General features: G+C 46.6%; 9 protein-coding genes and 1 pseudogene. 7 read left to right on the forward strand and 3 right to left on the reverse strand.

The annotated features are described in order from the left end of the window. Window positions 1-160 precede the first annotated feature (160 nt). Complete coding sequence (locus QMA13_RS08285; RefSeq protein WP_282940808.1) at window positions 161-7,468, forward strand: immunoglobulin-like domain-containing protein; 7,308 nt, start codon at window positions 161-163, stop codon at window positions 7,466-7,468. A 49-nt stretch (window positions 7,469-7,517) separates the two neighbouring features. After that, a pseudogene (locus QMA13_RS08290) lies at window positions 7,518-8,696 on the forward strand (DNA-binding protein); the annotation flags it as partial. Window positions 8,697-8,789: 93 nt separating this feature from the next. Here QMA13_RS08290 and QMA13_RS08295 read toward each other — a convergent pair. Beyond that, window positions 8,790-9,395, reverse strand: coding sequence for a pentapeptide repeat-containing protein (locus QMA13_RS08295; protein WP_282940809.1), 606 nt, complete (start codon window positions 9,393-9,395; stop codon window positions 8,790-8,792). 132 nt (window positions 9,396-9,527) lie between these two features. On the opposite strand from QMA13_RS08295, the gene QMA13_RS08300 reads away from it, so the two are divergent. Beyond that, complete coding sequence (locus QMA13_RS08300; RefSeq protein ID WP_282940810.1) at window positions 9,528-10,313, forward strand: DUF1906 domain-containing protein; 786 nt, start codon at window positions 9,528-9,530, stop codon at window positions 10,311-10,313. Between the two features lie 47 nt (window positions 10,314-10,360). Here QMA13_RS08300 and QMA13_RS08305 read toward each other — a convergent pair whose 3' ends face one another. Beyond that, window positions 10,361-10,561 (reverse strand): hypothetical protein, encoded by a 201-nt coding sequence (locus tag QMA13_RS08305; protein WP_282940811.1) that lies wholly within the window; start codon window positions 10,559-10,561, stop codon window positions 10,361-10,363. Window positions 10,562-10,888: 327 nt separating this feature from the next. Between QMA13_RS08305 and QMA13_RS08310 the strand changes: the two genes are divergently transcribed. Continuing rightward, window positions 10,889-12,079: an MFS transporter gene (locus QMA13_RS08310; RefSeq protein ID WP_282940813.1), complete on the forward strand. Its 1,191-nt coding sequence runs from the start codon at window positions 10,889-10,891 to the stop codon at window positions 12,077-12,079. 408 nt (window positions 12,080-12,487) lie between these two features. Further along, window positions 12,488-13,714, forward strand: a complete 1,227-nt coding sequence (locus QMA13_RS08315; protein WP_282940815.1) for an RtcB family protein — start codon at window positions 12,488-12,490, stop codon at window positions 13,712-13,714. A gap of 83 nt (window positions 13,715-13,797) precedes the next feature. Here QMA13_RS08315 and pdxK read toward each other — a convergent pair whose 3' ends face one another. After that, window positions 13,798-14,607: a pyridoxine/pyridoxal/pyridoxamine kinase gene (pdxK, locus tag QMA13_RS08320; protein ID WP_282940817.1), complete on the reverse strand. Its 810-nt coding sequence runs from the start codon at window positions 14,605-14,607 to the stop codon at window positions 13,798-13,800. Window positions 14,608-14,922: 315 nt separating this feature from the next. Here pdxK and QMA13_RS08325 point away from each other — a divergent pair, with 315 nt between their 5' ends. Both QMA13_RS08325 and QMA13_RS08330 read left to right on the forward strand, forming a co-directional pair. After that, entirely contained in the window at window positions 14,923-15,954 is a 1,032-nt protein-coding gene (locus tag QMA13_RS08325; RefSeq protein ID WP_282940818.1) for a Gfo/Idh/MocA family protein, read from the forward strand. 66 nt (window positions 15,955-16,020) lie between these two features. Then, window positions 16,021-16,938, forward strand: a complete 918-nt coding sequence (locus QMA13_RS08330; protein ID WP_282940820.1) for a Gfo/Idh/MocA family protein — start codon at window positions 16,021-16,023, stop codon at window positions 16,936-16,938. The last annotated feature ends 32 nt before the right edge of the window (window positions 16,939-16,970 follow it).

Below are 16,970 nucleotides of genomic sequence, written 5' to 3' on the forward strand. Positions count from 1 at the left end.
ACTGATGGAGGCGGCCTGGTGGCTGTTCTCCCTTTTTTATTTGATCTATTTTTTTAATAATTTTTCGTTCGATTTTACAAATAATTTACACTTTATTTATACGACGGTCAGTAAAAATGCTGTATAATGCTCGTATCCCAAAGGAGAGAGGAGATTATTTTTGATTAACAAGAGAGTAAAGAAATGGGCGGCCCAATCGGTAGTTGGGTGTTTGCTGGTCTCAACGTTCTTTGGATTCGGGGCTTCTGTAATGGCTCAAGATACCAAAGATGCAGCAGCCAACGGGTATAAGGATCTGAATGATTCTTATGCTGTCAAAGAAATTCAGACATTGTCTGAAATGGGAATTTTATCCGGGTTTGATGGAGGTTTCTTCAAACCGCATGATGCAGTAACACGTGCGCAGCTTGCCAAAATTCTAGTCATGTCAATGGGCCTGAAGGAGGATGCATCCTCAGCAGCTGGTTTTACTGATGTGCCCCAGGATGCTTGGTACCGCGGTTTTGTTGGAGCTTTGGTGAAATCCGGAGTGACGCAAGGAACCGATGCTAACCAATTTTCTCCTGAAAAAACGGTAACGCGTGAAGAGCTTGCTACTTTTTTCATCCGTTCGTTTGGACTTGAGGGGCAAGCCTCTCAAAGTGGTACAGATGCAAAGCTTAGCGATATGAGCTCTGTGTCGGACTGGGCGAAGGCTGACGTGGCGTTTGCGTTTAAAATCGGATTTATCGGGGGTATAGATGATGGCAAAGGCGGTGTGAAGTTCCAGCCGAAAGATACCGCCGAACGACAAGCGTTAGCGCGCTTAGGCTATGAATTTAAACTCAATAATGCTAAGTACATGAGCAAAGCGGAAGAGCTCAACAAAGCGGGCAGCGGCACAAACAGCGGCTCCACAGGCTCAACTGGCAAGGACAACGCAGAAACAACCTCAGTTGTAAGCGATCTTGTCGCTACCACTAATACGACTATGGAAGTCATTTTCAAAGCACCGGTTGATGCGGTAAGCACAACGGATTTTCAATTCGATAACGATCTAACTGTCTCAGCGGCTTCGATCAAGTCAAGCATGCCGAATGTTGTCCAGCTTACTACAAGCGCTCAAACGGCAGGTCAAGTTTATAATCTAACATACAAAGGCAAGCAAACTGGCATCAAAGCAACCGGAGTAGCTGTAAGAACCGGAGGAAGCTCTTCGCTTCCATTCAATCCTTCCGATCCATTTGCTTTTGCAGGGACTTATGAATCCGATTTTAACATTACTTCCAGCGGTACATATGGGCCTATTAACGGAACTTCCGTTATTAACGGTACACTCACTTTAGATCCGGGACCATCCGGAGAAATCACACTGAGGAATGTAAAGGTCAGCAATCTTGAAGTAAAATCAGGTGCTGCGAACTCGATTCACTTTGTGAACGTGCTAGTAACCGGGGCGGTTAATATCAATGCAACGGGCCAAGATAATCCCGTCCATGTAGTAACGGAGGGAACTACCTCTTTCGGAGATTTGAATGTTATCTCTCCTTCGACATTGGATTTAATGAGCAGTGGTACTATTGGCAGCATTACTGTCAATCCACAGGCAGCGGGCACTACGTTGCAGCTTGGTACCGGAAACAATGTTCAGAGCTTGAACGTACTGGGTAACCTGACCTTGAACGGTGATTTCAGCCAAGTTCTGGTTTCCAAAGACCGCAACGCTTCTATAGCTACTACGGATGCTTCAGCTCAGTCTTTGCTGGACCAATTGTTGTCCAATATTAAGGATGCAGCGCAAGCCGCTATGGAGCTAAAAAATAAGCTATCGTCCAATGAGCTGACAGCTGATTTTGATTTGCCCGTATTAAATGCATCCCAAGCAGCACTGCAATGGACTAGCAGCTCGGATGCCTTGAAAATCATCGATGGCGTTCATGTGAAAGTTACACGCGGTGAAACGGATACGACTGTAACGCTTACCGTCAAGATTACAATCGGTAAAGCGGTTCAGGAAATCAGCTTTACTTTCAAGGTTAAAGGATTGCCTGGACAGCCGGGCATGACAGATGAGCAAAAAGCACAAGCGGATAAAGATGCCTTGAACTTGGGCGATCTGTCTGCTGTGATGACGAATTTGACTCTGCCTGCAACTGGAGCCAACGGTTCGGTTATTACTTGGGCAACCAGTAATGCTGGAGTTGTTACTGTAGCGGGAGTTGTGACACTGCCAAGCAGCGGTCAGCCTGATGCCCAAGCTGTTCTGACAGCGACAATTACAAGCAATGGCTATTCCACGACAAAGACCTTCAATATTACAGTCAAATCATTAACGGCCCTCGTAAAAGGATTTGTGTATAACGATAAGCACGAGCCACTCTCTGGTGTAAGTGTAACGTTGGGAACTTATACAGTTGTTACAGGAAGCCAAGGAGAATATGTGATCAGCAATATTCAACCGGGCTCTTATTCGTTGAAAGTAGAACTGTCCGGTTACGAGTCATACAACGGTGAAGCTGTTACTCTAGCAGCTGGTCAAACCTGGAATGTTTCGGATATTATTTTAGTTTATTCAAATGGACAGCCGTCCACTGCCATCTCGATTACAGGATTGCCAAGCAATCCATTGCCTACACGCCTCATCAACACATTGAACCGTACACAGGCTGATCTTAATGCTTCCTTGGAGCAATCCATTGCAGGCATCGTTCCTATGCAGGTAAATTTCGATCATTACCAAGAGCCTTACTCGTTCCGTGCAGCTTCTGACCGCAACAGCGATACGCAGCTTTGGACGAAGAACAATAACGGTGATTGGATTGAGTTGAATCATCTTGCAGCTAACGATTTTGTAACCGTTCCTGTCACTGGTTCAACCGTTCATCAGAATATCTACGTATTCTCTGATGAAGCAGGTACATACCAGCTGCATTTTGATTTCAAAAAAGGAACAGCTGATGTAGGTCAAAAAGACACAAGCGTAACGTTCAACACACCTTCAGGATTAGTTAACGTACAATTGCTAGGGTTTAACGATCTTCATGGCAAAATCGATCAAACCTATCCTTTTGTTAATACCGATATTAACGGTGACGGCAAGTATGTACTTAACGGCAATTATGGCCGTATGGACTATTTTGCAACCTATTTAAAACAACGTCAAGCAACCAATCCAAATACAATCCTTATTCATGAAGGAGATGCAGTGGGCGGAAGCTCTCCGGTATCTGCTCTGAACAAGGAAGAACCAACTGTAGATATTTTGAATACACTCGGCTTTGATGTGGGTACTGTAGGTAACCATGAGTTTGATAAAGGTGTAGACGAAATGCTCCGCTTGATCAACGCTGGTGAACCGAAAGGCACTCCAGACTACTTGGGAATGGGCTTCCCGCTAGTAGCGGCTAACGTTTCCTACAAGGATACAGGCAAGCCTGTACTTCCTCCTTATTTCATCCAAAAAGTAGGAGGCGTTCAGATAGGTTTTATCGGTGTCGTTACGACATCCGCAGCGGGTATGGTCATGCCGGCAGGCATCAGCAGCATTCAGTTTACGGATGAAACGGCTGCAGTTAACAAGTACGTTCCGGAATTAAAAGCTAAAGGTGTCAAAGCGATCGTTGTACTGGCTCATATGGATGCAACGATGGACAACAAAGGCAATATCACAGGACCTGCTGCAGATCTAGCCAAAAATGTGGATGATGAAGTCGATGTTATTCTCGGCGCGCACAGTCACAAGCTGGCTAATGGAATGGTCAAAACGAAATCCGGTAAAGACATCTTGGTCACTCAAGCTTATGAGTATGGTAAAGCAATGCTTGATATTGATTTGGCAGTAGATCCTACTACAGGAGATATAGTCGATAAAAAAGCGGAAATCGTCTTTATCGATCAATCCAAAGTAAGTCCTGACCCTCAAGTAGCTCAAACCATTAAGAAATTCTCCGACCTCATAGCACCTAAGCTGAATGAAGTAGAGGGCTATGCATCCGTAACTATGGCCGGTGGTTATGCAAGTTATGAAGATAACGCACTAGGTAACCTGATTGCCGATAGCATGCGTAATGAAATGGGAACTGACTTTGCAATGATGAATGGCGGAGGAATCCGTCAAGATTTGCAAGCTGGCCCGATTACATGGGAATCCTTGTTCAACATTTTACCTTTTAATAACATCTTGCAAAAAGTTGAAATACAAGGCTCCGATTTGGCGCCAATTTTAAATGCGCAAATTTCTTCTCAATACGGTTCTGATTTCAGTATCTCTGGTTTCTCTTACACATGGGATAAATCCACATTCAAGGTAACTGATATTAAGCTGAAAGACGGATCTCCAATTGATCCAAACAAGACTTACACTTTGACCGTCAATAACTTCATGTATACAGCGACGGGTGCGAAGTATGTGGAAATGGGCAAACGCGGAAAGAACCCGGTTATTGGTCCGGAAGATCTGCCTGCGCTAGTTAACTACGTGAAAAGCTTCGGAAACCAACCGATAGCTTATCCAGCAACAGAAGGCCGCATCAAAACGGTTGAGGGTGGAAGTGGTGGAAATACACCTGTATACTCCATCGCGGAAATCAGAGGTAAGGCCGATAATACGGATGCCGCAACCTCTGGCATTGTTATTTCTAAATCTGATAGTACCAATAGTTTTTATTTACAGGATGGTACAGGCGGAATCTATATTTTCCGTCCGACTACTCAAACAGCAGTTGATGTCGGAGATCAGGTAACTATCAGCTTTTCAACTAAAACTACGTATAATGCCGAAATTGAACTAAAAAATGCAGTATTTAAGAAAACCGGAACAATAACGCCACCAGCTCCAATCGTCATCCCGGCTAGTGAAGTTGCTAACAAGGGTGGACAATTGGTTACTGTGAAAAACTTGAAAGTTTCCAGTTTATCTGGAAGTACTTTTAATGGTACGGACGCTAATGGTGTTGTCCTAAAAATTTATGGAACCAAGTACGGCGTGACCTTCCCTACTCTTAAAAATGGAGACGTAGTGGACGTAACGGGAATCTCAACTCTACTGAATACGACCATTGAGATCGCTCCGCGTAATGCATCGGAAGTCATTATTTCCAATCAGCAGGGAATGACCGATCAGCAAAAAGCACAAGCAGATACGGATGCACTGAACCTTGGTGATTTGTCTGCGGTAACGTCAGATTTGACATTGCCTACATCAGGGGCTAATGGTTCGGTTATTACTTGGGCAACCAATAATGCCGCTGCGGTAACAACTGCAGGTACTGTAACACGTCCGGCAATCGGACAACCGGATGCTAATGCAGTATTGACGGCTACCGTTACTAGCAATACGTATTCGACGAATCGCACATTTGATGTCATCGTTAAAGCTCAAACTGCTAATGGATTGACGCTTGCTGAAGTAAGAAGTAAAGCGGAATCTGCGGTAGTAGCTACTTCTGGTGTAGTAACAACGAAAGGCGACACATCCAACACGTTCTATATGCAGGATGCAACAGGAGGGGTTCTTGTTTACTCTCCTACTACGAAAACTGCAGTAGTTCCTGGCGATCAAGTTGCAATTTCTTCTGGTGTGAAAACAACGTATAACGGGGAAATTGAGCTAACTGGGGCTGTATTCATTATCATTGGCCACACGGATGTTCCGGCTCCGCAAGTTGTTGCTGCAACCGAGGTTCCGGCCAAAGGTGGTCAGTTGGTGACGGTTAAGCACTTAATCGTATCTAACTTGTCTGGCAGCAATTTTGATGCAACTGATTTAGATGGTAATTTGATTAAAATTTATGGTCAAAAGTATAAAGTGAATTACAACGGAGCGATTGCTAATGGAGACATCGTGGATGCAACAGGTGTATCCGTCATGTTCAACTCGACCGTTGAGATCTATCCGCTTTCTGCAGCAGATATCGTTAAGCAAGGCAAAGTATCCGATGCGGATAAAGTACAGCTTGACAAAAGCACTCTGAATCTGGGAGATGTTTCTGCTGTTTATGCAGATCTTTTATTACCAACAGTAGGGAATAACGGGTCAGCTATTACATGGACCACAAGTAATACAAGCATCCTAACAGCGGCCGGTCAAGTGAAGCAACCTGCCTATGGAGAGCCGGATCAAACGGTTACTCTTACTGCCAATTTGAATTTGAACGGTAACCTGGCAAGCAAAACATTCGTGGTAACGGTGAAGGCTCAAGCCATTTCCGATACCCAAGCAGTAGCGAATGAGGCAGCAGTACTATATGTTTTCTATGACGGTGTTGAAGAAAATGTCGTGCTTGCTGACCGTGGAGTTGATGGTACCAAAGTAACTTGGCAGCTGGCCGATGCTGCACAGGCTTCCATCGTCAATATCGCAAACGGTAAAATTGTTCGCTCCGCATTGACTACCGATACACAAGTTGCCTTAAATGCAACGATTACTCGTGGTAATAAGTCGGCTGTGAAATCATTTACGATTACCGTGAATGCGGTAAAAGAACAACCAAACGTTAATCCAGTTACAATTAATGATAGCGTAGTAACAGGTACCGCAAAAGCAGGAACAACCGTAACGGTAAGCACTGCAGGCAAAACGTTGGGTAGTGGTGCCGCTGCGGCAGGAACAGGAGATTTCTCTGTAACGATTGCACCGCAAACTGCAGGTACATTGCTGGAAATTTCCGCATCTGGCTCTGGCTACACAAGTGATTCGAACTATATGCTTGTGACTGAAAAAGCCAGCAACGATCCTTCAGGAGCAACACTTAACGTTTCCCCCAATACTCCTGCTGCAGGTGAATCCTTCACGCTAAGCATTCTGAATGCGAAGGGTCAGGATGGCAATGCATTAAATGGCAGCATCGCAATCAGCGTGTCCAGTAGTGTATATGGGAACGTTTATTCCGCTCCCGTTCAGTTCATAGCTGGTTCTGCATCTGTAAAATTGACACTGAATCAAGTAGGCACGCACAAGCTTACTGTTGCGATTCCTGGTGTTACGGTTTCACCTATCGTAGATGTGACTGTGAGTCAGGCTACCGGTCCTTTAACTATTGCTAATGGTGGATTTGAATCTTGGACTGCTGGAAAGCCTGATGCTTGGATGGCAGCAGGTACTAATATTTCAGCAGGCAGCGTATATCAGACGGTAGATTCACATTCGGGAAGCTATGCTGTAAGACTAGAGAATAATGGAAGCAGCCATGAGAGATTTGTAAGCCAAGCTATTCCGCTGGTACAAGGTAAAACATATGTTATCACTTATTATGCCAAGGGGAATGCCCAAGTAAGGAACGGTAATGTTTTGGTGAATGGAACTACAACTAGTGTAGATCCCATCTATTCCAAATATCATGTATTGACTTCCACTTGGGAGAAATTTTATGATTATGAGTTTACTCCAAAGACATCAGGTGATTATGGCATTATTTTCTCAGTTCTTAAAGTAGACAATAACAATAAAGAAGTATTTATCGACGACGTTACGATTTCAGTTAAACCATAACCGAACAGGAGGAAACGCATTGAAAACATGGCGTCAACTTATGCGCCGCATGATCCCTACCGTATTGGCAGGGGTCGTGGCGCTGAATATAGCAGCACTGCCTTCCGTATGGGCAGAAGGAGCGAACGATCCTGCTCCTTTCATTAATCCGACGGGAGTACCTAACGGGAAAAAAGTGCTGTTCGACAACACTCACGGACAAACGGCCGGTGCGGCCGACTGGGTTATCGACGGAGGCTTTTCTGACTTTGCAGATGCGATAGCCAAGGAAGGCTATTATGTGAAGGAGCTCCGCAAAACTACGCCGATCACCTACGAGGATTTGAAAGACTACGCCGTATTGGTAATAGGCGAAGCGAATATTCCATATAAAGTATCTGAGCAAGCCGCTATGACAGAATATGTGCAAAAGGGCGGAAGCATCTTCTTTATCGCAGACCATTATAATGCGGACCGCAACGTAAACCGTTGGGATGCATCCGAAGTTATGAACGGCTATCGCCGCGGGGCATGGAACGATCCGGCCAAAGGCATGGATTCCGGCGAACGTATGTCGGAAGAGATGCAGGGTGTGGTGAGTTCAGAATGGCTTAGCCAAAATTTTGGCGCGAAATTCCGTTATAATGCGCTTGGCGACATCGAAGCGACGAGTGCGGATATTGTTAGCCCGTCTCAGTCCTTTGGTATTACTAACGGTGTGAGTAAAGTTGAAATGCATGCCGGCGGTACGCTCCTGATCACGGACCCGCTCAAAGCTAAAGGCATCGTGTATATGCCTAAGACGAATGTGAATTGGGCAAATGCAGTGGATAAAGGTGTTTATGCTGGCGGTGGCGTAGCGGAAGGGCCTTTTGTAGCCATTTCGAAGGTTGGCCTAGGTAAAGCTGCATTCATTGGAGATTCTTCTCCAGTAGAAGACGCAACACCGAAATATAAGCGTGAGGATACTGGCAAAGCGAAAACAACCTACGACGGCTTCAAAGAAGGCGATGACGGTGTTCTTCTCGTGAATGTTATCAATTGGCTTGCTAAGAGTGAATCGTACAAAAACCTCGGCCAAGTTCAAAGCTTGCAGCTCGATCAAGTGACTCCGATCATTACTTCCGGTCCGGAAAACGAGATTCCAGAGCAAAGCATCGAGCCTCAGCCTGAGCCTTGGTCCGCTCCAGCGGCAGGGTACAAATGGTATGATCCTTCTACCTTTGCCCCTGGATCGTACGGGTACAGCAAATAGTAAATAAATTTCAAAAGCACAAATGAAAGAAGGAGCTGCCCGACTTTAAGTCGGCAGCTCCTATTTAATTTTCCAAATGAGTCCCAGTCACTCCACTTTGGCCCCGTATGACCGCAGAAACGCTATGGCTTGTCCCGGATCCATACGTGCACCTTTCACATCGAATGACTTGAAATTTACGCCGTCCAGAACGGCTCCCCGTAAGTCTGCCCCTTGAAGCTTTACTTTACCCAACTGTGCCCTTGTCAAGTCAGTATCCCTAAGATCACATTTTTCCAGATTGCATTCATATAAATCAGCTTCTACGAAGCGAATTCCGCGAAGGGATTGCTTGCTTAAATTGCTGTGACGCAGATTCGTATAGGACCAATCACCACGTAATAATGTAATGCCGTCAAGGTTACATTCAGAGAAATCCGATCCAACCATCTTGCACTCCTCGAATTTGGCAACAAATAGAGTAGCTCCTGCAAACCTGCAGTTTGTGAAAGCCGATCCATTATGAACGGAAGCGTTGAGCTGAGCTCCTGTAAAATCGCAATCCGAGAATTGGCATCCGATAGTCCACATTTCCTCAAGCAAAGCACTCCTGAATCGGCAGCGGATAAATGTACAATTGCGAAGCTCGCCTTCGCGCAAATCTTTATGGCTGAAGTCAACTTCCGTATATTGCTGATCTATGTATTGGTACACTTCACGCACCCCTTCTGCTTTTTATCCTATTATGAACCTTCAATTTTACAGCTGCAAGAGTAAGCGCACCAGTCGCCCGTTTCCATATAGTAGGGCTTCCGAAGGAGGACTCTACGACTTCTTGCGCATACTTTGTACTATAAAGAATCGCTGCGTTTAGCAGCTAGTGAGGGGAGAGGATACGATATGGCCAAGGGATTCGATTGCGCAACACCGCTGACGGATAGTACGGCCGCGGCATTTAAACAAGACGGCTATGAGTTCGTAGCTCGCTATCTCGTGCCAAGCAGCTGGAAGGCGTTAACTACGAAGGAGGTTGCATCCATTTGCAATGTGGGACTGCAGATCGTTTCCGTATTTGAGACGACGGCAGACCGTGCGTTAGGAGGGCGAACTGCTGGCTTGAACGATGGAGCTACCGCATTGGCTTTAGCTGCGCAAATGGGCCAACCTGAGGGCAGTACGATCTATTTTGCTGTAGACTTCGATGCGACTCCTGCCCAAATGTCTACTGTTATTGCCTATATTAAGGGAGCAAGTGATGCCACTCCTGGATATAATACCGGGGTTTATGGGTCGTATGCCGTTGTCGAAGCGGTTTATAGTGCAGGGGCTTGTTCGCGGTTTTGGCAAACCTATGCTTGGAGTGGGGGGAAGAAATCAGCTGTCGCAAACATTTATCAATATTTAAACGATATTGTTGTTAATGGGGTTGGCATCGATTTGAATGAATCTTACGGACAAGAAGGCTGGTGGAGTACGGTTCCGGCTAATTATATGCTGAGTGCGGACGATGCCAATAAGCTCATTGGTTTTATGAAAGCCGGCTATGCGGCAATTAACGATGCTGCTGGCAAAGAGGACTTTCATCGTTTGGCGAACGAATTGCGTAAAGCATCAGGGCAGCAGGAAGAATAAAGCCAATAATAAAAAATCCCTGTGGCAATGGGCCACGGGGAGCTCGATTACAAGGGAGGCTTGCGGAAACGGGCGCTGCCTGCGGTACGCAATTGTTTTTTGGCAACGAAAATCATCACGGTTATAGAAAATGCTATAAGAAGACAGCCTTCAAAGAATGAAATATGACCGTCATTTGCCCACATTAGTGTTAAAAATAACAAGATCCACATGTTGACGTAAATATATTCATATAGCAATCTCGGCATCAAATCCACCCTCTTTTCCTAGACTATTCCATTATGCGCTGACGAGTGGCATAGACTTGCGTTCATCATAATTTTATAGGAATTCGTCGAAAAATTAAAGCCAAAGTAACTATTTGTCAGTTTAAATGGGTTTATTATGGTGTGGGCTGGTTCTTTCTTATATTATGAAGCGATTGCATTTAAGGGACCTCCTGATAAAAAAATATAGATGAACAAGGATTATACGCAGCGGCGAAGGACCCATATGGGTTTACAGAAGGAAATGCGGGTGATACGATGAACTTTGTAAAGAAATGATTAACAAAGTCATCAACTGCGGAGGCTATTATGGTTACCTGGAAACGAAACTTATGGCTCCTGTGGGTAGGATGCTTTATAACGTCAGCGAGCTTTTCGATGGTTATTCCTTTTTTGCCGCTGTTTCTGTTGCATATCGGTGTAAGCCAGCATATTGAATTGTGGTCCGGCCTGTTGTTCAGCTCTGCGTTTTTTGCAGGTGCTATTTCTGCACCCTATTGGGGTGCTCTTGGGGATAAATATGGGCGAAAGCCTATGATTATTCGTGCGGGCTTTGTCCTTTTTGTCATTTACATACTGACATCCATGGTAACGAATTCCTATCAGCTTCTGGTACTGCGCTTGCTGCAAGGGCTGTTGAGCGGTTTTATTCCTGGCTCGATTGCGCTGGTCGGTACCAATACACCTGAGAAGCATGTAGGCTACGCGCTATCTCTAATGTCTACCTCTACAGCTACAGGAAGTATTATGGGCCCGCTGCTCGGAGGGATTATTTCCAAAATTTTCGATAGCAGAGTAGCTTTTGCGAGTGCGGGCGTATTCGTGTTGCTAAGCACATTGCTCGTATTGTTTTGGGTCAATGAGGAAAAATTCGTCCCGAGCAAGGATCGAACTTCCATTATTGAGTCGATGAGGCTGGCGGTGAATAACAAGCCTTTCTTGACGGTTCTGCTTCTGACACTGCTTACACAGTTCTCCGTAATGACCATAGAGCCTGTACTGCCGTTGTACATTGTGCAAATTGGCGGATCGGCTAAGGATGCGTCTCTGCTAGCAGGTATTGTGTTTTCTTTGGTCGGGATTGCAAGTATATTGTTTGCCCCGCGGTGGGGCAAATTAGCGGATAAAATCGGCTTTCATAAAATACTGGTCATCGGTCTGCTTGTCGGAGGACTTGGGAATTTGGCGCAAATCCTGTTTCACGGCATCTGGGGCTTCTCCATTGTACGGTTTGTATATGGCGCCTTTTTCTGTGCGGTATTCCCAGCTTTGAACGGATTGGTAGTCCGGTCTACGCCAACAGATTTCCGTGGACGAGCCTTTGGTCTTAACCAGACGGCGAATCAGCTCGGGGGCATGCTGGGGCCGCTGGTAGGCGGAGCAATTAGCGGGATATTCTCGATTCATAGTGTCTTCTGGGTTACGGGGATTTTACTTTTGTGCGCCGGTGTGCTTGCTAATTTATCGTTAAAAAATAAGCCGTCTACGCTGCAAGGTTAAATTGTAGCAGAAAATAAGAAAATCCCTGTCCTCAGGGATTGAGTCTGTCGATAAACCTAATTCTTCGGGAAATATGCTATATAGGTAAGTGGGGTATGCCTCGGAGGAGTTTACGTCCGTCTTTGAAATCCGTGAATATACCACTAGTTCTAATCAAATTCACGGGTTTCAACAGTGGCTGGAGGGGCATACCCCACTGGAGTATACTAGCAATATTTCAAGTTTTTCTGGTTTCGCGACACTCTGAATCCCTGTCCTCAGGGATTTTTTAATTACGACTCCTTATGGTATGCTCCTGCTCGTAATACTTTTGCCATGTTCAAAAGGTAGAAGCTGTGGGAAAATGAATTCAAATATTACACGGCTGTGGGATTCAACAGTTCGTAGTTTACAAGGAGTTGAGCAAGAATGACTTTTCAAACGATAGACGGAGTAAAAGTATGGGGAAATCCGGATGCGGGAGCCTTGGCGCAGGCCAAAACCTGTTCAGTGCACGGGAACGTTGTACAAACGCTCCTAATGGCAGATCATCATAAAGGCTACAGCCAGCCAATTGGAGGCGTTGTTGCTTACGATGGACAGATTTCTCCTTCCGGTGTCGGCTATGATATCGGCTGTGGCAATAAAGCGGTCCGAACGAATCTGATGGCTGCTGACATCCGCCCGCGATTGCAACAAGTGATGGATGAGATCGCGCGGAAAATATCTTTTGGCGTAGGACGTGTCAACAATGAAAGAGTCGATCACGAGCTGTTCGACGATCCGGATTGGTCCGTCTATAAGGCAGTGGGACGTCAGGAGCATGACAAGCTGAAGGCGTTAGCCCGTGAGCAGCTTGGAACGGTAGGCAGCGGAAATCATTATGTGGATTTGTTCCAGGAGATCGAAACCGGCCGCTTATGGCTTGGAAATCATTTTGGAAGCCGAGGCTTCGGTCATAAAACGGCCAGCGGCTTTATGAATTTGTCATCGGGTCGCGAATTCTTGGGTAACGCGCCTGGAGAAAAGATGGATCAGCCGCCCATATTGCTTGACATGGACAGTGAACTTGGTGAAATGTATTACCGTGCTATGAAGCTTGCAGGTCGGTATGCGTACGCAGGAAGGGACTATGTAATTCGCCAGCTTCTGTCTATAGTGGGTGCTGAGGCTGATTTAGAAGTCCATAACCATCATAATTTTGCTTGGAAAGAACAGCATGAAGGAAAGGATACTATCGTTGTGCGTAAAGGAGCGACACCTTCAGCTCCAGGTCAGATGGGTTTTATAGGTGGAAGCATGGGCGATATCTCTGTCATTGTACGTGGGAAAGACACGGAAGAAAATCGTGAGTCGTTGTACAGTACCGTTCACGGGGCAGGGAGAATAATGAGCCGGACCCAAGCTGCAGGGAAAATGAACTGGAAAACGCGAAGCCGAACAGGAGGACAAATAACAGCTGCACAAATGCGGGAGGCGGTAAAAAGCTTCGGAGTCGAGCTGCGTGGAGCAGGAACGGATGAGAGCCCGTTCGTCTATCGTATGCTGCAGGATGTGCTGGATGCTCACGCGGAAACGATTGAAGTTCTACATGTGCTGAAACCGATAGGCGTCTGCATGGCTGGAGCGGATGAGTTCGACCCTTATAAGGATTAAGAGAAGAAAATTAGTAAAGCCCTGACATCTGTTCGCTCTAAAAAAGAGGGAAGCAGATGAGCAGGGCTTTGTCATACATAAAATTATTGATACTTTCTGTAAGCGGAATGCATCGTTGGACCAACAAAGGAATTGATCGGGAAGCCGTGCTGAATCGCGCTCATAATGAAAGCTTTAGCTGTGGAGATGGCTTGCTTGACGTCGCTGCCTTTGGCCAATTCAGCGGTAATAGCAGCGGAATAAGTGCAGCCTGCTCCGTGAGTATAGGTTGTAGCGATTTTTTCCGATTCGTACAGTTCAAAGGATTTACCATCATACAGTAAATCGATAGCTGTCGGATGATCAAGCTTGGCTCCGCCTTTAATAAGAACGTACTTAGCACCGGAAGCGTGAATGGTTTGAGCGGCGTCCTTCATGTCGTCCAATGTTTTGATTGGAGCGCGGTCAGCGAGCTGAGCGGCTTCAAATAGGTTCGGTGTCACTACATCAGCCACTGGTACAAGCAGCTCTCTTAGAGCAACTGTTGTTTCCGGATGAAGTGCTTCATCGTTACCTTTACATACCATAACCGGATCAATGACGATACGGCTTAAGCCCTGCTTCTTAATCGTATGGGTCACAAGCTCGATAATCTCGACAGACCCGAGCATGCCGGTCTTCAGCGCATCGACGCCGATACCGCCGAGAACGGTTTGAAGCTGCGCTTCAATTGTTGGCAGCGCCACAGGATGAACGCCGTGATGCCAGTTGTTGGCAGGGTCCATCGTAACGATAGTCGTAAGGACCGTCATTCCGTAGACGTCTCTTTCTTGGAACGTTTTCAAATCGGCTTGAATTCCAGCGCCCCCGCTTGTATCCGAACCGGCAATCGTTAATGCTTTGTGCATACTCATAATGCTTCTCTCCTTATAGCTATGTGCATAAATAATGGTTGGTAAGCGATCGTCTTTGAGACGTCTTCTTAACCATAGGTTGGTAATCTTTATCCTATCACTTTACGTGGAATTTTCAATGGAAAAACAAGAATATTCATTTTATTAGATTCATCGTCAATCTTTCCGATACCCTGAATCCTGAGGTAAAAGCAGAAAAACAAGCGATAGGCTAAGGCTGTTATGTTCGTTATGATAGCGGAGAAGCAAAACTGCTGATCAGCTTGGACCGTTGAGGTACAGCTGTGATCATAAGGAACCGAGAGGGGATAATCGATGGGATCAGGCAAAATCAAGTTTGCAATTATCGGGGCGGGAGTTATTGCACCACTTCATGCAAGAGCGATTCAGCTCCATCCGGAAGCAGAACTTGTCGCTATTGTGGACAGCGTGATGGAGAAAGCACAGAAGCTCGCAGACGAATATAGCGTACCTTTTATTTATGAGCATATCGATCAACTGCTTCAGCAGTGTGATGTAGATGCAGTCTGCATCTGCCTGCCAAGCGGGCTCCACAGTGAAGTAACGATTGCTGCGGCTGAGGCCGGCAAGCATGTATTATGTGAAAAGCCGCTGGATATTACACTCGCGAATATGGATGGGATGATTGCAGCATGCCGCAATAATAACGTCAAGCTAGCTACCGTGTTTCAGAAACGTACGACCGAGCTGGCGATTCAAACACGGCAGGCTGTTAAGGAAGGCAAGCTTGGCAAGCTTGTGCTGGGGGATGCTTATTTGAAATATTATCGTAGCCCAGAGTATTACAAAAGTGCCGATTGGCGGGGGACGTGGGAGGTCGACGGAGGCGGTGCCTTAATGAATCAAGGTGTTCACGGCGTAGATATTATTCGTTGGATCATGGGTGATGTGGACAGCGTATTCGCTTATGCGGCTCCGATTGTCCGGGATATCGAGGTTGAAGACACGGCAGTTGCGGTTGTGCGTTATAAGAACGGGGCTTTCGGCGTTATTCAAGGAGCGACATCAGTCAATCCTGGACAGGAGCCGAGATTCGAAATCCATGGCGAGCACGGCTCGATCATTTATGCGGACAGCGGCATTAAGCTCTGGAAGACGCTGGATGGCGAAGAGCCGCCTGCAGCAAGCTCCGAACATAAAGCGGAGGGCAGTGATAACCCTCAGGCGATTTCCGAGGACGGTCATTATATTCTGATTGATGACTTGATTCATGCTATCCGGGAAGACCGGGAACCGTTAATCTCCGGTGAAGAGGCGCGTAAATCGGTAGAGCTGATCCTGGCGATCTATGAATCGGCGAGGACCGGTAAGGAAATTAAGCTTTAAACAAGACAGTTACTGAAGGCGAATGGCTGAAAAGTCTCTTAAGAATTAGGAAACGGAGAGAAGTTTATGAATGATACAAAAACATTAAACATCGGAATGATCGGATTAGATACAAGTCATGCTCCAGCCTTTACGGAGCTTCTCAATGATCCGAAGCATCCGTATCATATTGCCGGTTCGCCGGTAACGATCGCTTATCCCGGCGGTTCTCCGGACTTTGAGCTGAGCTATTCACGGGTCGACGGGTTTACCGCCAAGCTGCGGGGTGACTTGGGTGTGGAGATGGTCGGAACGATCGAGGAGGTACCTAAGCGTTCCGACGCCATCCTGCTTCTCTCGGTGGACGGGCGGGTCCATCTGGAGCAGTTCGAGAAAATAGCGGCTTACGGCAAGCCGGTATTCATCGACAAGCCGTTTGCCGTCAGTAGTGCGGATGCCATAGCGATGGCAGAGATCGCCAACGAGCACGGCATACCGCTGATGAGCTGCTCGTCTGTCCGCTACGCGCAGGGGCTTAGCGAAGCAATTGCGGACGATGCGAGGGGCCGCATTATCGGGGCCGACTGCTACGGACCGATGGAGCTGCAGCCGACGCAGCCAGGGCTGTTTTGGTACGGCATCCATACAGCGGATATGCTGTATGCTGTGATGGGCAAAGGCTGCAAAGAGGTGAGGGCGTTCACAAATGCCGACCACGATGAAGTCGTCGGTGTATGGGAAGACGGTAGAATAGGTACGATTCGCGGCAACCGCAAGGGCAACCGGACGTTCGGCGCGCTAGTCCATAGAGAGAAGGCAAGTCAGTTCGTCGATGTGTATGCTGCCCCGAAGCCTTATTACGCCAGTATGCTGGAAGCGATCTTGAAGATGTTCCGTACGGGAGCAGCTCCTATCGACATGAAGGAGACGTTGGAGGTCATCCGGTTTATTGAGGCGGTTAACGAAAGCAGGCAAACGGGTGCTGTCGTAAAGCTGGGTTGTTAGATTGAGAGCAAACTCATGTAAAGGAGCTGAAC

The organism is Paenibacillus sp. RC67 (assembly GCF_030020805.1).
GTDB lineage: Bacteria > Bacillota > Bacilli > Paenibacillales > NBRC-103111 > Paenibacillus_S.